The organism is Haloarcula onubensis, from assembly GCF_031624605.1.
In the GTDB taxonomy this organism is placed as follows: domain Archaea; phylum Halobacteriota; class Halobacteria; order Halobacteriales; family Haloarculaceae; genus Haloarcula; species Haloarcula onubensis.
This window is the reverse complement of record NZ_JAMQOS010000001.1, coordinates 584,291-603,692: the sequence shown is the minus strand read 5'-3', so window position 1 is coordinate 603,692 and position 19,402 is coordinate 584,291. Positions and strand designations below refer to the sequence as shown.

20 protein-coding genes are annotated in these 19,402 nt (G+C 67.3%); 6 read left to right on the top strand and 14 right to left on the bottom strand.

The annotated features are described in order from the left end of the window. Window positions 1-52: 52 nt before the first annotated feature. On the bottom strand, window positions 53-454 hold the full coding sequence (locus tag NDI86_RS03115; protein WP_310898933.1) for a TRAM domain-containing protein: 402 nt from the start codon (window positions 452-454) through the stop codon (window positions 53-55). Window positions 455-665: 211 nt separating this feature from the next. On the opposite strand from NDI86_RS03115, the gene NDI86_RS03110 reads away from it, so the two are divergent. Then, complete coding sequence (locus NDI86_RS03110) at window positions 666-908, top strand: DUF7123 family protein (protein ID WP_310898932.1); 243 nt, start codon at window positions 666-668, stop codon at window positions 906-908. Window positions 909-941: 33 nt separating this feature from the next. Here NDI86_RS03110 and NDI86_RS03105 read toward each other — a convergent pair whose 3' ends face one another. The 5 genes from NDI86_RS03105 to metG all read right to left on the bottom strand — a co-directional run bounded on the left by NDI86_RS03105 (window position 942) and on the right by metG (window position 6,811). Further along, complete coding sequence (locus NDI86_RS03105; RefSeq protein ID WP_310898931.1) at window positions 942-1,547, bottom strand: winged helix-turn-helix transcriptional regulator; 606 nt, start codon at window positions 1,545-1,547, stop codon at window positions 942-944. Window positions 1,548-1,593: 46 nt separating this feature from the next. After that, window positions 1,594-2,766, bottom strand: a complete 1,173-nt coding sequence (locus NDI86_RS03100; RefSeq protein WP_310898930.1) for an SPFH domain-containing protein — start codon at window positions 2,764-2,766, stop codon at window positions 1,594-1,596. 86 nt (window positions 2,767-2,852) lie between these two features. Continuing rightward, window positions 2,853-3,479: an NfeD family protein gene (locus tag NDI86_RS03095; protein ID WP_310898929.1), complete on the bottom strand. Its 627-nt coding sequence runs from the start codon at window positions 3,477-3,479 to the stop codon at window positions 2,853-2,855. A gap of 25 nt (window positions 3,480-3,504) precedes the next feature. Next, window positions 3,505-3,849 carry a DUF7312 domain-containing protein gene (locus NDI86_RS03090; RefSeq protein ID WP_310898928.1) on the bottom strand — a complete coding sequence of 115 codons (345 nt, stop codon included), beginning with the start codon at window positions 3,847-3,849 and terminating at the stop codon, window positions 3,505-3,507. A gap of 808 nt (window positions 3,850-4,657) precedes the next feature. Beyond that, window positions 4,658-6,811: a methionine--tRNA ligase gene (gene metG / locus NDI86_RS03085; RefSeq protein ID WP_310898927.1), complete on the bottom strand. Its 2,154-nt coding sequence runs from the start codon at window positions 6,809-6,811 to the stop codon at window positions 4,658-4,660. A gap of 93 nt (window positions 6,812-6,904) precedes the next feature. Between metG and NDI86_RS03080 the strand changes: the two genes are divergently transcribed. The 3 genes from NDI86_RS03080 (at window position 6,905) to NDI86_RS03070 (ending at window position 8,629) form a co-directional block, all read left to right on the top strand. Beyond that, complete coding sequence (locus tag NDI86_RS03080; protein WP_310898926.1) at window positions 6,905-7,249, top strand: tRNA-binding protein; 345 nt, start codon at window positions 6,905-6,907, stop codon at window positions 7,247-7,249. Between the two features lie 186 nt (window positions 7,250-7,435). Then, the gene (locus tag NDI86_RS03075) at window positions 7,436-8,161 is read left to right on the top strand and encodes a helix-turn-helix domain-containing protein (protein ID WP_310898925.1); all 726 of its coding nucleotides are present in this window, start codon (window positions 7,436-7,438) and stop codon (window positions 8,159-8,161) included. Window positions 8,162-8,200: 39 nt separating this feature from the next. Continuing rightward, on the top strand, window positions 8,201-8,629 hold the full coding sequence (locus NDI86_RS03070) for a DUF7344 domain-containing protein (protein WP_310898924.1): 429 nt from the start codon (window positions 8,201-8,203) through the stop codon (window positions 8,627-8,629). Window positions 8,630-8,674: 45 nt separating this feature from the next. Here the strand turns inward: NDI86_RS03070 and NDI86_RS03065 are convergent, their stop codons facing one another. The 5 genes from NDI86_RS03065 to NDI86_RS03045 form a co-directional block, all read right to left on the bottom strand. Then, a complete protein-coding gene (locus NDI86_RS03065; protein ID WP_310898923.1) occupies window positions 8,675-10,033 on the bottom strand; it encodes an aryl-sulfate sulfotransferase in 1,359 nt (452 codons plus the stop codon). 94 nt (window positions 10,034-10,127) lie between these two features. After that, complete coding sequence (locus tag NDI86_RS03060; RefSeq protein ID WP_310898922.1) at window positions 10,128-10,712, bottom strand: YqaA family protein; 585 nt, start codon at window positions 10,710-10,712, stop codon at window positions 10,128-10,130. A gap of 278 nt (window positions 10,713-10,990) precedes the next feature. Beyond that, complete coding sequence (gene mfnA / locus NDI86_RS03055; RefSeq protein WP_310898921.1) at window positions 10,991-12,043, bottom strand: tyrosine decarboxylase MfnA; 1,053 nt, start codon at window positions 12,041-12,043, stop codon at window positions 10,991-10,993. A 98-nt stretch (window positions 12,044-12,141) separates the two neighbouring features. Then, window positions 12,142-12,297 carry a DUF7557 family protein gene (locus NDI86_RS03050; RefSeq protein ID WP_310898920.1) on the bottom strand — a complete coding sequence of 52 codons (156 nt, stop codon included), beginning with the start codon at window positions 12,295-12,297 and terminating at the stop codon, window positions 12,142-12,144. 71 nt (window positions 12,298-12,368) lie between these two features. Next, a complete protein-coding gene (locus NDI86_RS03045) occupies window positions 12,369-13,274 on the bottom strand; it encodes an RAD55 family ATPase (protein WP_310898919.1) in 906 nt (301 codons plus the stop codon). Between the two features lie 137 nt (window positions 13,275-13,411). On the opposite strand from NDI86_RS03045, the gene NDI86_RS03040 reads away from it, so the two are divergent. Both NDI86_RS03040 and NDI86_RS03035 read left to right on the top strand, forming a co-directional pair. Continuing rightward, window positions 13,412-14,245, top strand: coding sequence for a phosphoenolpyruvate hydrolase family protein (locus NDI86_RS03040; RefSeq protein WP_310898918.1), 834 nt, complete (start codon window positions 13,412-13,414; stop codon window positions 14,243-14,245). 1 nt (window position 14,246) lies between these two features. After that, a complete protein-coding gene (locus tag NDI86_RS03035; protein WP_310898917.1) occupies window positions 14,247-15,473 on the top strand; it encodes a Tm-1-like ATP-binding domain-containing protein in 1,227 nt (408 codons plus the stop codon). Here the strand turns inward: NDI86_RS03035 and NDI86_RS03030 are convergent, their stop codons facing one another. From NDI86_RS03030 to NDI86_RS03020, 3 genes are all read right to left on the bottom strand, one after another. Further along, entirely contained in the window at window positions 15,474-15,953 is a 480-nt protein-coding gene (locus NDI86_RS03030; protein ID WP_310898916.1) for a redoxin domain-containing protein, read from the bottom strand. Between the two features lie 56 nt (window positions 15,954-16,009). Next, window positions 16,010-18,331, bottom strand: a complete 2,322-nt coding sequence (ppsA, locus tag NDI86_RS03025; protein ID WP_310898915.1) for a phosphoenolpyruvate synthase — start codon at window positions 18,329-18,331, stop codon at window positions 16,010-16,012. 89 nt (window positions 18,332-18,420) lie between these two features. After that, window positions 18,421-19,326, bottom strand: a complete 906-nt coding sequence (locus tag NDI86_RS03020) for a PhzF family phenazine biosynthesis protein (protein ID WP_310898914.1) — start codon at window positions 19,324-19,326, stop codon at window positions 18,421-18,423. Window positions 19,327-19,402: the final 76 nt, after the last annotated feature.

Here is a 19,402-nt window from a genome sequence, read left to right as displayed (position 1 = left end):
GTTGGGGTGCCCACCGGTAGTGAGCGGCGTGCCGAGAGAAGAGACAGTGCTGCTACAGGTCCTCGTCGATAATCTCGCCGACGGCGAAGTTGGACTTGACCTCGGTGACCTCGATTTTGACGCGCTCGCCGATGTCGGCGCCGGGGACGATGATGACGTAGCCCCGCTCGACGCGGGCGATGCCGTCGCCCTGCTTGCCGATGTCCTCGATTTCGACGTAGCGGGTCTCGCCCGGTTCGACCGGCGGCTGTGGCTGGTCGGGCGGCGTCTCCGACTCGGCGCTCTCGTCGGCCCCGGCATCGATATCCGCGGAGATGAGGGCGACACGGTACGTCCCACCGGACTCGACGGCGCCCGTCTCGACCTCGCGTCGCGGCACTTCGACGAGATACCGGTCGTCCTCGACAGTCACGTCAGCACTGAACAGACAGAGCAGTTCGTCCGAGATTTCCATAGTGATAGGCCTCTAGTTGCCACACTATCCGGCCATGATTAAAGAACTGCCGGAGGGGCCCGTCCGCGTTTCCCCGCTGTACCAACGAAGCGGCGACGGCACGGGTAGCGCGCACGGAGGCGGCCGGTAAGGCGAGAGAACCGCACGACAGCGGCCGGTTAACCCACCGTACCAAACGCCCTAAGGGAGTTTCTGACCTACTACCGAGTACATGAGCGCAACCGCACAGGCGACCGACAGCCCGCTCTCGGAGAAACAGCGGCGAATCCTCGAGTACCTGCAGGCCAACGCCGACGAGCAGACGTACTTCAAGTCCCGGCTCATCGGCGAGGAACTGGGGCTCTCGGCCAAGGAAGTCGGGACGAACATGACGACCATCGCGGATGGCGATTTCAGCGTCGACGTGGAGAAGTGGGGCTACTCCTCCTCGACGACGTGGATGGTCGACGCCTGAGACGGACGACGGCGGTCCGAGCGGAATCGGGGGTCAGGGGTCGTACCGCAGGAGAGAATCGGCGTCGGCGGCCAACTGTGCGGCGCCGTCGCCAAAGGAGTCGGCGTACCGAATCAGCAGCGTCAGGACGGTCTCGGGCTCGGCGACGGCGTAGCCGTCCGACCGCGAGAGGAGGCCGGCCGCCTCCAGGTCGCTGGCGTGTTTGCTTATCGTGGGCCGTGACACCGACAGCGTCGTCGCCAGCTCCGAGGCCGTCACCGAGGGGTCCCGGAGCAGGGCCACGAGCATCCCGCGGGGGGTCGACCGCCGCAGGTAGCCAAGCGTCACCTGCTCGAACTCGCTGAACTGGTCGGCGGGGAAGTACCGGCGATAGTCGCCGTCCTTCCGGGAGGTGACGGCGCCTTCCGTCTCCAGTCGGTGGAGGTGGTGCTGGGCCTCGCCGGTACCCAGTTTGAGGTCGTCCCGGAGCTTCGAGAAGTGGGTCCCCGGGCGGGACGAGACGTAGCCCGCGATGGCGTCTGGGGTGTCGCTGTCGCTGTCGCCACTGGCGATGCCGACGAAGGGGCTGGCGGCGCCGAGGGCGGCGAAGCGACGCAACGTCGCTCGCTTCTCCTCGTCGACCCCCTCGTCACCAGTCATATATGTTGCCGGAAGTAGTTCCAGTATAAAAAAGGTTCGGTGCCAGTTACGTACCGTCGCTCCCGGTGTCGTCCGGGCCGCCGGCGATGTCGGCACCGTCGTCTATCTCGGCGTCCATCTGCTCGATGACGTCGTCGGCGTTGTCGACGCCGGCGTCTTCGCCGTGTTTTATCTTCTGTGCTTCCTGTTCCATGGCCTCGACGTCGACCTCGGCCTCCTCGTCTATCTGGCCGAGAATCTCCTCGATGTCGTCGAGGCCGAGCATCTCGCGGGTCTCCTGGTCGAACTCCAGCGCGTCGAGGACGTGGCCGTTCTGTTTCACGTCCGAGCCCTGGAGGTGCTTGCCGTAGCGGCCCACCAGCGAGGTGAGCTCCTGGGGCAGCACGAACGTGGTCGACTCGGACTTGCCCATCTCGCCGAGCGTCTCCATCCCCTTGTCGATGACGGCGCGTTCGCCCATCGACTCGGCGGATTTCGCTCGCAGGACGGTCGAGATGGCGTCACCCTGGGCTTCCAGAATCTGGCTCTGCTTCTCACCCTGGGCGCGGATGATGTTGGACTGCTTGTCACCCTCCGCCGTCTCGATGGCGGAGCGGCGTTCACCCTGTGCCTCCAGAATCATGGCGCGGCGTTTCCGCTCGGCGGAGGTCTGTTGCTCCATGGCCTGCTGGACGTCCTTCGAGGGGTTGACCTCACGGACCTCCACGCTCTCGACGCGGACGCCCCACTCGTCGGTGGGTTCGTCCAGTTCGCGACGGATGCGGGAGTTTATCTCTTGGCGCTTGTTCAGCGTGTCGTCCAGTTCCATGTCACCCAGGACGGCGCGGAGGGTGGTCTGGGCGAGGTTGGAGACGGCACGCTCGTAGTTGTCGACCTCGAGGAAGGCCTTCTTCGGGTCCATCACCTTGATGTAGACGACGGCGTCGGCGGTCACCGGCGAGTTGTCGCGGGTGATAGCTTCCTGCCGTGGCACGTCGAGCGTCTGGGTCCGCATGTCGAAGCGGGTGACGTCCGACACGAAGGGGTAGATGAAGTGTATCCCCTGGTCGAGGATGCCACGGTAGGTGCCAAGCACCGTGTACGCACCCTTCTGGTACGGTCGGATAATGACGACACTGGAGTACGCTACAGCGATGGCCAGCACCAGCAGCACCATCGTGACGAACACGAAGATGCCGCCGGCGAGGAAACCCTGTAGCGGTATTAGCGGGGCTGTCATGGCACGTAGAACTCCGGACGGACGAAATAAAAGCCTTCGGTGGCTGTGTCACAAACTACCGATACGCAAACTCCCGTCGCGGGCGCTCAGGCGTGTTCGGACTCCGCGTCGGCCTCCGCCGACGGGTCTCGGCCGTCGGTCTCCGGCGCCGGGTTCTCCTCGCGGTCCCGTTCCAGCGCCCGGTCGATGTCGTCGTCGCCCGCCGCCGTCGCCTCGACTTTGAGGACGTTGCCGCCGCCGGGGTCGACGACCAGCACCTCGGTCCCTTCCTCGATGGCGCCGCCGACGCTCCGGGCCTCGTAGTAGGGGTTGAAGCCGCCGTCTTCGAGTTTGACCTGCCCGCCGCTCGTGGTGACTCGCTCCGTGACCGTCCCGAACTGTCCCTGGAGCGAACTCGACGAGAGGGATTGCCCCCGACCCGGCGCCGAGAAGTCTATCTTCCGGTAGCCCCACAGCGTGACGGCCGTCGTCAGCAGGACGGCGCCGGCGAGGACGAGCGGCGCGAGCAGCCCGAGGCCGGGCGGGATGAAGAAGCCGACCAGCCCGGCGACCAGCAGGGCGGCCCCGAGGACGAAGAAGTGGGCCCCCGGCGCGAACGCCTCGGCGACGATGAGCGCCGCACCGGCCAGGAAGAGGATGGCCGATATCGTCGTCCCGAACAGCGGTTCGAGCTGGGCGGGCACGAGCGCGAGCGACCCAACGGGAACGTTCATATCCTCTGTTAGGCCCGCTGACGGATTAAGTCTCTGGGGTGGTCCGGACGAGGACGCCGTAGCAGACGGCCGTCGTGAGCGCGACGGCGACGAGGACGGCGGCGACCAGCACGAGGCTCAGGCCGACGACCGTGTCCGCGAGCGCGAGTATCGTCAGACAGATACCCAGCGCCACGAACAGCGTGTTCTCCGGGGTGGGCGCCTGCGGCGTGACGGCCACGTCCGGGGCGAACGACCCCGCGACGGCCCCCTCGTCGTCCGTCTCGTCGGTCGCTGCCGACGGCTCGGCCTCCTCGATGATATCGGCCGTCGTCGCGTTCTCGTACTCGGCGACGAACTCGTCACCCTCGTCGCTCCCGTCGGCTGACATGGCCGTCGCTAGGACGGCGAGCTACTAAAAGGGACGGCGACCAATCGGGTCGACCGTATCGAAACGCTCAGTTGCTGACAGGTTTCACCGACCGTGCTGAATACAGAGATTCTATCCAGCACGGCAGCTCCGTTTCTTGCAGCTGCTTTTCCGATGTGTCACATCTTCACTCTGTGTGCGAAGTCATCATGTCGCTACTGTACGGTACGTTGATTCCTACGGACTAGTCAGTGTCCGTCCAAGGAAAACGTGGTAGCGGAGCGTCTTCTACGATCATATAGAGTCCGATACCTAATAACAAGAGCAGTAGTACGACAGCAACAACCGGTAGCTGGCCGGTCAACGCCATCGCAAAAAGCCAGAAGCTGAGAGCCGGTGCGACAAGCAAGCACCCAAATGTCATCAGTCCCCGAAGGACAGGTCTGGTCCGGTGCGTGCGATAGACAGCGAATCCACACGCCGCTGCTATGACGATGTTGAGTGATTGTAGGAGGGGTACTATCACGTCGATACGCTCGCTCTAGATGATGATATATTTACCGTCACTGCGTGCTAAAATGTGTAGATAGAGCAATATGCGTCCTCCATCGGTCGATTCAGTTCGAGGAACTCCTGTGCCGAATTAATGACCGCCTCGCGCCCTCTATGCAGCACGCCGTTCTTGTCACCCGCGGAGTGTTTCGACAACACCTCGTAGTCGCTTCTCCATGCACGGAACTGCTTCCAACCGCCAGAACGCACCTGTAGCAGCCGCTGTCAAGGGATGCCGACAACAGCCAGAAGGTCCCGGAGCGAACCAGTAGCGCCGTTACTGCACGCGGGTGCCGAGCGGGGCGTCCTCGTGGGTGGTCAGCAGGTCGGCCTCGTCGCCGGCGGCCAGCACCATCCCGTTGGACTCGACGCCGAAGATAGTCGCCTGCTCCATGTTGGCAAGCAGGATGACCCGCGTGCCGGGCAGGTCGTCGACGTCGTGGAGTTCGGCCAGCCCCGCGACGACCTGGCGGACCTCGTGGCCGATGTCCACTTCGAGTTTGAGGAGTTTGTCGGCGTCCTCGACCGGCTCGGCGCTGACGATTTCGCCGACGCGCATGTCGACGCCCTCGAAGTCCTCGAAGCCGATGCGGTCGGTTTCGAGCGGTTCGAGGTCGGCATCGGTCTCGTCCTCGGTGCCGTCACCGTCCTCGCTCGCTGCTTCGACTCGGTCCTGCAGTTCCGCGTTGAGTTCGGCGATGTGGTCGTCCTCGACCTGCTCGAACAACTGCTCGGGCTCGTCGAAGGTCTCGGGCGGCGCTTCCAGCGCGGTGTCGAGTGACACGTCGGCGACCGACCCGGACTCGCCGAGCTGACCCCACAGCCGTTCGGCCTTGCCCGGCAGGACGGGCTGGGCGACGACGGCGACGGCCTTGGCGAGCTGGATGCAGTCGCGGATGACCTGCCTCGCTTCCTCGGGCTCGTCGGTCACGAGGTGCCACGGCTCGGTGCGCTGGATGTACTCGTTACCGTAGTCCGAGAGGTCGGTCGCGAGCTCCGCGAGCGTGCGGACGTCGTAGTCCCGCACCGCCGCCTCGAACTCGTCGAGCGCCGTCTCGATGCGCTCGCGGACGTCGTCGCTGACCTCGGCGTCGGGCGTGCCGTCGTAGTTGCGGTGGGCAAAGAGCAACGCCCGGTTGACGAAGTTGCCGACGTTGCCGACGAGTTCGCCGTTGACCCGCTCGGCGAAGCGGTCCCAGGAGAAGTCCACGTCGGTCTCCAGCCCGGCGCCCGTCGCGATGTAGTAGCGAAAGAGGTCCGGATGGAAGCCGGCGTCTAAGTACTCGTCGGCCCACACCGCACGGTTTCGCGAGGTCGAGAGGGCCTTGCCGTCGATGCCGACGAAGCCGGTCGCGAGAATCGAGCGGGGCTCGTTGTAGCCGGCGCCCCGCAACATCGCTGGCCAGAAGACGGCGTGGTGCTGGATGATGTCCCGACCGATGACGTGGACGATGTCGCCGCCGTCGTCGGTCCAGTCGTCGTCCCACTCGGTGCCGTCTTCGGTCTCGCCGTCTATCTTCCACACCTGCTCCCAGTCGTACGCGTCGCTGCCGACGCGCTCTGAGTACTGTTTCGTGCTAGCGACGTATTCGATGGGGGCGTCGACCCAGACGTACAGGACGAGGTCCGTCGCTCCGGCGGTTTCACCGTCTTCGCCACGTTGCTCCTCCGGAGCAACGCCGTCCTCGCCGGGGTAGTCCACGCCCCAGTCCATGTCCCGGGTGATACAGAGGTCCTGCAGTTCGCCCTCGACCCACTCGCGGGGCTGGTTCTTCGCGTTGTCGGTGCCCTCGATACGGTCGAGGAAGCCCTGCAGGTACTCCTGGAAGTCCGCCAGCCGGAGGAACTTGTGTTCGCGGGTCCGGTACTCGGCGGGGTTGCCCGTAATCGTGCTGACGGGGTCCTCGATGTCGCCGGGTTCGAGGTGGCGCTGGCACCCCTCGTCGCACTCGTCGCCGCGGGCGTGCTCGCCGCAGTACGGACAGGTGCCCTCGACGAATCTGTCAGGGAGGGGCTGGTCCTCCTCGGTGTCCCACGCCACCTCTATCTCCTTCTCGTGGACGTGGTCGTTTGCGACCCACGACCGGACGAACTCCTGGGTGAGTTCGGTGTTGGTCTCGTCGTCCGTGTGGCCGTAGTTGTCGAACTCGACGTTGAACTGCGGGAACGTCTCGGCGTAGGTCTCGTGGTACTGCATGGCGAACTCCCGTGGCTCGACGCCCTCCTGAGCGGCGTTGACGGCGACGGGGGTCCCGTGCATGTCGGAGCCGCAGACGAAGGCGGTCTGCTGACCGATGCGTCGCAGCCCCCGCGAGAGGGCGTCGCCGGCGACGTACGTCCGGAGGTGCCCGACGTGGAGGTCGCCGTTGGCGTAGGGAAGCCCACAGGTGACCACCGCGGGGTGGTCCGTGGGGAACTCGTCGTGGCTCATACCCGTTCTGTGCCACTGGTGGGTCAAAAGGAGGGCGGTTTCCCGGCGTGTCGAAGGGCGCCAGTTAACTTCTCGGCAGGCGAGAGCTGCGGCATGGGATTCGACGAAGCCACGATCGACCCGGCGCGGTTCCTCGAAGACGTGGAGATGCGGGTCGGCGAAATCGTCGCCGTCGAGGAGTTCCCCGAGGCCCGGAAGGACGTCTACAAACTGACCGTCGACTTCGGCGACCGGCGGCTCCGGTCCGCGGCCGGCCTCACCGACGTCTACGAGCCCGAGGACCTCCACGGGAGCCAGGTAATCGCCGTCGTGAACCTCGGGACCGTCACCATCGCGGGCTTCGAGAGCGAGTGTCTGGTCACCGGGGTCGACGGCGGCGACGGCGTCGTCCACCTGACGACCGAGCGCGACGTCCCGCTCGGGACGCGGGTCTACTGAGCGCGCGAGCGGCAAACGCCCGGCGTGACCACGTGGTCCGTGGCTGGCTCCGAACGTCGGTCTCTGCCGACGTCCGCCGGGGAGCACACGGACAGGCGGGGCACCGTAGCGCCGGGCCGAGACCGGAGCACGGCAGTGTTTGTACTAACAGCCATCTTTATGCCAATTGCATGACTATACATGCTGATGAGAGGAGACGGGGCGCCGGAAGGGGAGGGAGGGAAACGACCGAGCGCTGCCACGCCCCGTCGACAGCTGGTGTTTCGCTCGCAGTCGCTCGCCGAGCCGTTTCGCGATATCTGGGACGAAAACGTGACCATCGCTGTCGAGTCCGTGGTGCAACTCGACGACGGGACACACCTCCAGTACTGGACCGTCAGACATCGGGAACCCCAGCGTCTCATCGAGACGGTCGAGCAGTTCCCGACGACGCTCGACGCGGAACTCGTCAGCACCGTCGACGACACGCATCGGTTCGAGGTCCACGGCGCACGGGAGTCGCTGTTCACGGCGTTCGAGGCGTTCGACGGCGTTACACTGTCGGCCGCGTACGACGCCGACGGCGTCGACGTCGTCGGCGAGTTCGCCGGGGACGTCGACACCGACGCGGTCGTTGAGGCGGGACAGGCGGTGTATCCGGACCTTGAACTCGTCGACAGCTACACCGTCGAGACCCTCGACACCTTCCGCCACCTGGTCCGGGACCGGCTCACACAGCGCCAGCTGACTGTCCTGCACGTGGCCTACTTCAGCGGCTACTACGAGCGCCCGCGGCGGCGCAGCGGCGCCGAACTCGCTGACCGGCTCGGCATCTCCAAGCAGGCGTTCCACGACCACCTCCGAAAGGCCCACGCCACCGTCTTCGAGGCCCTCATCGGGAACGAGACCGAACTGCACGGAGTTGACAAGTAAACCCATCCGTTGAAATGTTATCTGACTGTCCTCTTATCCATGGAAGAGGAGCCGGATGATGACGACCGCGCCACGGACAGCCGGTCCGCCGTCCGCGATGACATACCCGAGTTCTCCAGAGAGGCCCTGGAACACGAGCGTATCTACGACTCGCTTGCACACGTGCGCCGGAGGTACCTCTGTTACCTGCTGTGTGACCGCGCGGAGATACAGGTAGACGAAGCCGCGGCCGCTATCGCCGACTGGGAGAGCGACGGCGACTCGGTGCCCGAGTCACACCACGACCGGGTCAGGCTCTCCTTGCTCCACAGCCACATCCCGAAACTCCGGGCCAGTGACGTGGTCGACTTCGACCCGCACAGCGAGACGCTGGTGAGAGGGGACGACGCCGAGGCGGTTCTGGCGGCGCTGCAGGCGGTCGGGCGGACGCTCCGTCCGGGCGACGACGATGGCAACGAGGGGGGCTGAGACCGACAGCGGAGCGGGTGAGGACGGAAATTACCGCCCTCCCCCTCAATGGACGGCCGCGACCAGCCGTCGGTGAGCCGCCCGCCAGTACAGTTCGGCGCCGAGCCAGACGAGTCCCGCCGCGGCCAGCCCCAGCGCGACGAGGAGGTCGCCGAAACGCATCCAGCCGGGCGCGACGTACAGCAGGCCGTTGGTCAGCGGGCCGGTGACGAAGGCGACGGCCCAGGCGAGCCCCGTCGTCTGTTCGCCCGCCGCGGACTCGCCGGCCGTCCCGTCTGTCGACGCCCGCTTGCTCGTGCCGTTCGCGCTCTCGTCGCCGGTCCCGAGCCGTTCGGCCTCGTAGGGCGTCGGCACCCTGATAGACCAGACGACCGCGCCGGTCTCGTCGACTTCGAGCACCCGGTCGCCCTGTGAGTCGGTCACCAGCGTGTGGCCGTTGGGCAGCCGGTCCGCGTCGCGGGGCCACCGGAGCTGGCCGTCCTGCCACGTCCAGGTCTGGTGCCACCCGCCGTCGGCGCGCTGGTACTCGACGACCCGGTTGTTCTCCGAGTCGGCGACGAGGACGGCGGGGCCGCCCCGAGCCTCGGGGACGTAATCGGGGTTGTGTTGCTCGTAGAGGGTGTCGTAGGCGTCCTCCGCGCCGAGGGTCCAACGCGACTGGACGCCGCTCCCGGGCTCGACGAAGACGACCCGGTCGTGGTTGCGCAGGCTCGCCATGATGCGGCCGTCCTCCAGCAGTTCCACGTCGTTGACGTGGGTCCAGTCGCCCGGCTGCCCGCCGCTTTCCTCGCGGTCGTAGTCGGTCTCGGCGCGCCACTCCCACTCGACGGCGCCCGTCGTCGTGTTGAGCGTGAACACGCGGTCCTCGGCGATGTCCGCGACGACCAGCCGATGCTCGTCCAGGCGGTCCACGTCGTGCCAGATGTCCCACTCCGTCACCGCGGTGTGGAGCCGCTCCGTCTGGCCGGTCGTGAGGTTCACGCGCTCGATGACGACCTCGGCACAGCCGTCCTCGAAGCTCCCGTTCCCGCGGGCCGCCAGCGCCGCCGGACAGTCGTCGTAGCGGCTCCCCGCGACGTAGAGGACGGTACGGGACCCGGGCGGGTCGGGGTCCACGTCGAAGTAGTTCCCGTACGTGTCGTCGTGATACAGCGTCCGGCCGTCGGCGGTGAACGCGACGATAGCGGCGGTTCCCCCGCTGCCGCCAGGCGGGTCCGTCGTCACCACGGTGGCGTTTGGCCGCTCGGGCACGACCGCCGCGCGCTCGGCGGGCGGCGTGTCGGACTGGCCCGCCGCCGCGGCGACGGCGTCGGGCGGCGTCGCCTGCCAGGAGACCAGCAGCGTCAGCGACGCGACGAGGACGAGCGCGGCGAGGACCGCTCTGGCGACTGTCCGCCGCCGCATCTCAGGGCGACACCTCGCCGACGACACCGTCGAAACAGCGGTACATAGCAGGTCGCAGCAATGACGGCGTATTAAGTCTTGATAGGGCGCGCCGCTACAGCAGCGCCAGCGTCCCGCCGGCGAGCCCGAGCGTCACGAGCAGGCGGCCGGCGCTGCCGACGAACGTCGCCGCGCCAAAGCGCAGGTAATCTTCCTCCAGGACGGTGAAGGCGTAGATTGAGAGCGTGTCGGGGAAGAAGGGGACACACAGCGCCATCGCGAGGCCGACGTAGCCGTACTTCTTCGCTATCTGGACGGTCTTTCGCTCGGACCACTCGATGATGTCGAACCGCGAGGCCTTGATGCGGCGGACGAGCGGGCCGTACTCCTTTGCCTCCTGACCGATGTGGAACGCGAACAGGCTGCCAAGCGCCTTGCCGAAGGCGCTGCAGAAGATGATGGCGGCGAGGTTGCCGTTCGTCGACAGCCCCAGTCGGAGCGTCCCGGCCGGGACGAGGACGACCTCGCTGGGCAGCGGCAGGATAAAGGCGATGAGAAACGAGTAGACGGCGATGATGGCCAGTCCCGTCGGCCCGGTGGCGGTACAGACGGCCTGTTCCAGCAGGGCCAGCGAACCACTGGCGGTCCCGCACTCGCTCAGGAACGCGACCGGCAGTGGGACGGGGAGGGCCGAACTCACACCACCCGATAGCAAACAGCGGATACTAAAGCTTGATATGTTCGCTCGGGAGCGATACTGAGTTGGTAGTTTTGTGTTATTTCGGGTGCGAAACGAAATATTTCGCCGTTCAGCCCCCGTCTCGACCGCCACGAACTTCGGTGCCAGTCCAGGTCGGCCACGAACGACCGCAGCATCGACCGTGGCACGTGTGCCAGCACCGTTTTCGTCGTCGGGTCGCTTCGCGACCACTCCTCGAAGACCGTGCGTGAGAAAACCGGCGGCGTCGCCGCCGGATGCTAGTACCAGTCCAGGTCGGCCACGAACGACCGCAGCATCGACCGCGTCACGTGTGGCATACAGACCACCCGCATCTCGCCGGCGCCGGTCTTGGAGACCCGCCAGCCCCGCTCGCGGAGTTCGTCGGTCATCGGCACCGAGAGGTCGGCGGCCACGAGCGGGAGTTCCGGCCCGACGACGTCGTGGCCCCGGGCGCGCAACTGGTCGGCCAGCCACTCGGCGTTTTGCATCGAGCGGTCGTACTGCTCGCGGTAGCCCGCGGGCCAGAGTTCGTCCATCGCGGCGACGGCGCTCGCGACGCCGGCGCCCGACCGCGTGCCGGTGAGCGTGAGCTGACTCGTCGACTCCAGATAGGGCGTCTCGACGGCGAGTTCGTCCAGCAGCCCGTCGTCGCGGGCGAGCAAGCCGCCCGCGGGCACCGCGGCCTGGCCGACCTTGTGGGGGTCGATGGTCATCGTGTCCACGTCGGCGTGGCCGAAGTGCCAGTCGTAGTCGGTGAAAGGCAGGTAGAACCCGCCCCAGGCGGCGTCGACGTGACAGAGCGCGTCGACCTCGGCGGCGAGGTCGGCGATGGCGGGAATCGGGTCGACGAAGCCGTACTCCGTCGAGCCGGCGACGCCGACCACGCAGACGGTGTCGTCGTCTACCAGTTCGGCCACGGCGTCGGTGTCGACGCGGTAGTTCCGGGCGGGCGCGGTCCGGAGTTCGAGGTCCAGCACGTCCGCCGCCTTGGTAAAGGAGAAGTGGGCGTGGACCGGCGCGACGACGTTCGGGTCGTCGGTGTCGGCCCGATTGCGGGCGATACGCAGCGCCTGGATGTTGGCCTCCGTCCCGCCGGAGGCGACGTAGCCCGCGGGCTCCGTGAGGCCGGTCAACTCGCCCAGCGCGTCGACGGCCTCGCGTTCCAGGTCGGCGACGGTCTCGTAGGTCCCGGGGTCGCCGGGGTTCGTCGCCAGAAACCGCTCGGCCGCTCGGCGAGCCACCGGGTGTGGGACGGTACACATCGAGGAGAGGACCCGTTCGAAATCCTGTGGCTCGGCCCGCTGAAGCATCCTGTCGGGAACGTCGTGGTCTATCCGTTTAGCCGTTGTGTTCTTACCAGTTCGACGGAACCGCGTCCCCGGAGCGCCGTCCCGCTCGCCGGGCGTCGCTACGGCGGCCCCCCGTAGCCCTCCCACAGCGCCGTCCCCTGGGACTCGTAGTAGTGGAGGAGTTCCGCGATGAACTCTTCCCGGCTCTCACCCTCGCCGAGGTGGCCGTCTATCTGTTCGAGTAGCTCCTCGCTCACCGCTATCGTCGGGGCCATACTTCGTGTTGGATTCCCATCAAGAAAAGGCCGAGGACCACGGGACGACCCCGTCAGGTGCGACCGCTCGCTCACCAGTTCGACGGCCCGATTTTCTTCGTGGCCTTCGCCCGGAACCCCGTCGGGCCGACCAGCGACTCGAAGACGGTCTGGCGCTCGGTGTCGAGCGCGCCGCCGAAGGAGCCGACGCGCATCGTCCGGTAGGTCTCGAACCCCTTGTCGTTGGAGTAGAAGTAGACGGCGCCGTGGAGCAGGCCGTGGATGCGGTCGTCCCGTCGGACCTCGCCCGCGCGGCGGTCGAGTTTGACGAAGGCGACGTTGCCCCAGTTGACGACGGCCTCGCGCAGGCCGACGAGGAAGGCGACGATGCGGCCCTTCGAGAGGCCGTAGTCCTGGGCCCGGTCGAGGTCGGTCAGCGAGTCGACGACCACGATGTCGTCCGTGTCCTCGGTGATGCGCTCGGCGATGTCGTCGAGCAGGTCCCGGAACGTCTCGTCGTCCGGTTCGGCCGACTCCGGCTGGTCGTCCGCGGGCGCTTCGATATCGCTGTCGGTCCGGCGGGCGTCGAACAGTGCCGGCGGCACCGGCAACAGTTCCATGAACCGCTGTGAGAAGTCCGCCACGGTCATGTGTTCGGTCAGCGCCTCGAACTGGTAGCCGTCGAGCACCGCGTCGAGTTCGCTGTAGACGTGCTCCCGGTCGTGTGAGAGCGTGACGTACGTCACGGAGTCGGGAATCGCGTCGCTCCGGCGGGCGACGTGGCCGGGGACGAGGTCGGGCCGATGTTTCGCGAGCATCAGCGTCGCCAGGCTGGTGTAGGTGAAGGCGTCGCCGCCGGCGTCCGAGGCGCCGGCCAGCAGGACCGAACTCCCGGTCGGGATGCCGCGGACGTTCCCGTCGAGGCCGGGGATGCCGAAGGGGATGTACGACACCCCGCGACTGATGCTCTTGGGGTCGGGTTCGGACGGTGGTGACATAGCAGAGGGAGAGAAGTGCGGCTGAAAAACCTGTCGTCGGTTCAGAGAGTGTCAACCGGACGCGGCGAAGATGTTTACGTCAATATATAACTATCGTTCACCCAAAACTCAAGGGTGGAGCATCGGTACATCGAAACATGGAGTTCACACACGAGGAGTCACTCCAGCGGCTCAGGGAGACGGTATCGGACGGCGACCCGGTCGTCGGCGCCGGCGCGGGGACGGGTATCTCGGCGAAGTTCGCCGAGCGGGGCGGCGTGGACCTGCTCATCATCTACAACTCCGGGCGCTACCGGATGAACGGTCGGGGGTCGCTCGCGGGCCTGCTACCCTACGGCGACGCCAACGAAATCGTCGTGGAGATGGGCCACGAGGTCATCCCGGTCGTCGAGGACACGCCCGTGCTGGCGGGCGTCAACGGGACGGACCCGTTCCGCCAGATGGACGTGTTCATCGAGGACCTCAAGCGCCGCGGCTTCTCCGGGGTGCAGAACTTCCCGACGGTCGGGCTCATCGACGACGACAGCTCCTTCCGGCAGAACCTGGAGGAGACGGGGATGGGCTACGACAAGGAAGTCGAGATGATTCGGGAGGCCGCCGAGCAGGACATGCTCACCTGTCCGTACGTCTTCTCCGAGGAGCAGGCCCGTCAGATGGCCGAGGCCGGCGCCGACGTCGTCGTCTCGCACATGGGGCTGACCACCTCCGGCGACATCGGCGCCGAGACGGCACTGGACCTGGAGACGGCGGCCGAGCGCGTCCAGGCCCACCACGACGCGGCGAAGGAGGTCAACGACGACGTCATGGTCATCTGTCACGGCGGCCCCATCGCCTGGCCGGACGACGCCGAGTACGTCCTCAACAACACGGAGGGCGTCGTCGGCTTCTTCGGCGCGTCCAGCATCGAACGGCTCCCCACGGAGGAGGCAATCCAGAACCAGGCCCGCGAGTTCAAGGAGATAGATTTCTGAGATGGCCGTCGTCATCATCGGGACGCTCGACACGAAAGGCGAGGAGATAGCGTTCGCCCGGTCGGTCGTCGAGTCCCAGGGCGTCGACACCCACCTCGTCGACGTGGGCGTGATGGACGACCCGGAAATCGAACCCGACACGACCGCCGCCGAGGTGGCCGAGGCTGGCGGGACGACGCTCGAATCCCTCCGCGAGAGCGGCGACCGCGGGGAGGCGATGGAGGCGATGGGCGACGGCGCGGCCGCGGTGGCCGAGCGCCTGCGCGAGGAGGGCGTCCTCGACGGCGTGCTGGGCCTGGGCGGGTCGGGCAACACCTCCATCGCGACGACGGCGATGCGCGCGCTGCCGGTCGGCGTCCCCAAGTTCATGGTGTCGACGATGGCCTCGGGCGACACGGAGCCCTACGTCGGCGCCCGGGACATCGCGATGCTGTACTCGGTCGCCGACATCGAGGGGCTGAACCAGCTCTCCCGGCGAGTCATCAGCAACGCCGCGCTGGCGACGGTCGGGATGGTCGCGAACGAACCCGACGTCGAGGTGCCAGACCGGCCGACGGTGGCCATCACGATGTTCGGCGTCACGACGCCCTGCGTCCAGCACGCCCGCGAACTCCTCGAAGACCGGGGGTACGAGACCATCGTCTTCCACGCGACCGGCACCGGCGGCCGGGCGATGGAGTCGCTCGTCGAGGAGGGACTCGTCGACGGGGTGCTGGACGTGACCACGACCGAGTGGGCCGACGAACTCGTCGGCGGCGTCCTGAGCGCCGGCCCCGACCGACTGGAGGCGGCCGGCGAGGCGGGGATTCCGCAGGTCGTCTCGACCGGCGCACTCGACATGGTGAACTTCGGCCCCCGGGACTCCGTGCCCGAAGAGTTCGCTGACCGCCACTTCCACGTCCACAACCCGCAGGTGACGCTGATGCGGACGACGCCGGAGGAGAACGCCGAACTCGGCGAGATTATCGCCGGGAAGCTCAACGACGCGACGGGGCCGACGGCGATGGTCCTCCCGCTGGGCGGCGTCTCCATGCTCGACGTCGCGGGCGAGGACTTCCACGACCCCGAGGCCGACGGGGCGCTGTTCGACGCGCTTCGGGAGGGGCTCGACGACGACGTCGAACTCGTCGAGCGCGAGGAGGAGATAAACGACGAGGCGTTCGCGGCGGCGCTGGCGGAGACGTTCGACGAGTACATGCGCGACGCCGGGGTCGCTCCCGAGCCGTAGTCAGGCCCGAAGCTGGTCGAGGCGGTCTTTCAGCGCCTCGGTCGTCCCGTGGTCCCACCTCTCCCAGTTGTCCTCGGCGACCCAGCGATACTGCACCCGGCGGTCGCTGTCGACCAGAAAGAGCGCCCGTCGCACACCGGACTCCTGCTCGGCGTCGTAGACGCCGTAGTCTTTCGAGACCTCGAACTTCGTGTCCGACAGCAACGGGAACGTGAGCCCCTTCTGGCGGCTGTACTCCCGGTGGGAGTAGACGTAGTCCGGGGAGATGCCGAACATGGACACGTTCTCCTCGAACTGAAAGAGGTCGATGTCGTCCAGGTCACACACCTGGTCCGAACAGACGGGCGAGAAGTCGTTCATGTAGAACGAGAGGATGACGTATCCCTCGTCGGCGTAGTCCGACAGGGAGTACTGCGAGAGCAACTGCCCGTCGGTCCCTCTGAGCGTGAAGTCCGGCGCGACATCACCGACACGTACCATCGTGTGGTTCTATATCACGCACAGTGGTATGAAAGCAGGGGCCCAAAATATTGGGGTTACCGCACCGATTCCAGCAGCAGTCGCTGTTCGACCCGTTTGACCTCGTGTTGCACGTCGCGGACGGCGTCGATGTTCGCCGAGATGGAGCTGACGCCCTCGTCGACGAGGAACTGCACCATCTCGGGCTTCGAGGCCGCCTGCCCGCAGATGCTCGTCGCCACGCCGTGCTCGCGGCAGGTCCCGATGACACGGGCCATCAGGTCCAGCACGGCGGGGTGAAGCTCCTCGAAGCGGCCCGCGACGTTGTTGTTGTTGCGGTCGACGGCCAAGGTGTACTGGGTGAGGTCGTTCGTGCCGAAGGAGGCGAAGTCGATACCCGTCTCACACAGCTGTTCGATACCCAGGGCGCTGGCGGGCGTCTCGACCATCACGCCCCAGTCCCGTTTCTCCGGGTCGATACCCGCCTCCTGCATCATCGTCTTCGCCCGCAACACGTCCTCGGCGTCCGTGACGAGCGGGAGCATCAGTTCGACGTTGTCGTAGCCCAGTTCGTACAGCCGGGCGAACGCGCGCAGTTCGAGTTCGAACTCGTCGGGCCGGTCCAGCGACCGCCGGATGCCCCGGTAGCCCAGCATCGGGTTGTGTTCGGCCGGCTCGTCCTCGCCGCCCTGGAGCTGTCGGAACTCGTCGGAGGGGGCATCGAGGGTTCGGACTCGCACCGGTCGGGGGTAGAAGGCCTCGGCCACGTGCCGGACGCCGTCGACGATTTCGTCGACGTAGGCACGCTCGCCGTGGTCCTCGACGTACCGCGTGGGCGTCTTGTCCGTCGAGAGTATCATGTGCTCGATGCGCAACAGCCCGACGCCGTCGGCGCCGGTGGCGGCGGCCCGCTCGGCCGCCGCCGGGATGGAGACGTTGACCTTCACCTCGGTACCGGTCATCGGCTTGACCGGCGAGTGCTGGGAGTCCGTCGGCGCGGCGGCATCGTCCGCTGCCGGGGCTGCGGTGTCTGTCGCCGCCCCGTCAGCCGGGGCCTCGTCGCTCTCCGTCGGCTCATCGTCGCCGACCTGGACGGTGCCCATGTCGCCGTCGATGGTCACCGGCTGGCCGTCCCGGAGCCGGTCGGTGGCGTCGTCGGTACCGACCACGGCCGGGACGCCCAGTTCGCGCGAGACGATGGCCGCGTGGCTCGTCATCCCGCCCTGGTCGGTGACGATGCCCGCCGCGCGCTGCATCGCCGGCACCATGTCGGGCGTGGTCATCTCCGTGACGATGACGTCGCCGGACTCGACCTTGTCGAGGTTGTCGAGTTTGTCGACCACACGCACCGTGCCGGCCACCTTGCCGGGGCTGGACCCGATACCCGAGAGCCGGATATCGTCGGTCTGGCTCTCCATCGCGCCGCCGTCTGCCGACGCCGTCTCGGCCCCGCCGTCCACGGCGTCGTCGATGGTCGTGATGGGGCGGGACTGCAGCAGGTACAGCTCCCCGTCGCGCATGGCCCACTCCACGTCCTGTGGGCAGTCGTAGTGGTCCTCGACGAGTTCGCCGAGTTCGACCAGCCGACCCAGTTCCGCGTCGTCGAGCACCTGCGCGTCGCGTTTCTCGTCGGGAACCGACCGCTCGACGGTCCGGCCGTCCTCGCCGCGGACGCACATCACCCGCTTCTCGGCGACGGTCACGTCCGTCAGCTCGCCGCTCTCGCGGTCGAGGACGTAGTTGTCGGGGGAGACGGTGCCGGAGACGACGGCCTCGCCCAGCCCCCAGGCGGCCTCGACGATGGCCGTCGACGCCCCCGTCGATGGGTGGCTGGTAAAGAGGACGCCGGACTTCTCGGCGTCGACCATCTCCTGGACGACCACGGCGATGTCGACGGCGTCGTGGGCGAAGCCCTGCTCGTTGCGGTAGTAGATGGCCCGCTGGGTGAACAGCGACGCCCAGCAGTCCTTGACCCGGTCGAGCAGGTCCGTCCGCTCGACGTTCAGATAGGTGTCCTGCTGGCCGGCAAAGGAGGCGTCGGGGAGGTCTTCGGCCGTCGCCGAGGAGCGGACCGCGACGGCGCCGTCACCGAGTTCGTCGTACGCCGCGAGGACGTCCTCGCGTACCTCGGCCGGGACCTCCGTGTCACGAATCAGCTCCTGGGCGCGCTCGGCCGCTTCCGCCAGCGCCGCCGAGTCGTCACTCTCGACGTCGACGGCCTCGAACAGCGCCTCGTCGATGCCGGTTCCCTCGATGAACGACCGATACGTCCCGGCAGTCACCACGAACGCCGACGGGACGGGCAGCCCCGCACCCGCAAGTTCTCCCAGGGACGCTGCCTTGCCGCCGACCCGGTCGAGGTCGTCGGCACCGATATCCGCGAGCCACAGTGTGTGCATGGACTCGTCTTGTCTTTCATGAACGTCCATTAAGTTCGTTGCGGTCTTCCGCTCGGTAGCCGGAGCCTACGTCCCGACACCGGTGGCGCCTACACCTCGATGATGTCGTCGTCGTCGTCGGCCTCCGGGACGGTGACGGCGCCGTCGAGCGTCGTCACCGCTCGCCCGCCGACCCACGCCTCCAGCCCGTCGGTGTCGACCCGGACCGTCCCGGGCCGGTCCCGAAAGTGGCCCCCCTCGACGACGACCTGGTCGATGGTGTCGTCGAGCGCTCCCTCGCGGCGGACGTAGGCCGCGCAGGCGCCCGCCGCCGTGGCGCTGACCGGTACCTCCCCGACACCGCGCGACGGCGCGAAGCCACGGCCGTGCAGCGTCGCCGCGCCGCCGATGGTGTCGAACGTGAAGGCGTACAGCCCGACGGCGTCGACGCGGTCACAGAGGGCGTCGATAGCCGGCAGGTCGGGGTCGATACGGCTGACGTGTTCGAAGTAGTTGACCGGCACCAGCAGCCACGGCTGGCTCGTGTCCGCGACGGCCAGCGGGAGGTCCGCGCCCACGTCCCGCAACGTCGCCACGTCGATGCCCAGCGCGTCCGCGACCGCCTCGTGGTCGAGGTCGACCGCCTCGATACGGGCCTCGCCCTGTTCGAGCCACACCGTCCCGTCCGCCTGTACCTCCACGTCTCGGGTCGGGCCGACGCTCTCCATCGCGTACTCGCCCGCCGCCAGCCCGTCCCGCTCGGCCAGGACCGCGTAGGCGGCGACGGCCGCGTGGTCGCTCCGGTCGAGTTCGCCCGCCGGGCCGAAAAACCGCAGCCGGTGGTCGGCCCGGCCGCTCTCGCAGACGAACGCCGTCGCGCTCGCGCCCAGTTCCCCCGCGACGGCAGCCAGCTGGCCGTCGGTCAGTCCGTCGGCGTCCAGCACCACCCCGGCAGGGGTCCCCGCCATCGGCTCCGCGGCGAAGGCGTCGACCAGCAACACGTCCCGTGTGTCCATGGCCCCCTGTTGTGGGACCCGCCGGATAACTGTTGCCCGACCGCGCCCCCACGGGTGCTTTGAAACCGTTAAGTTC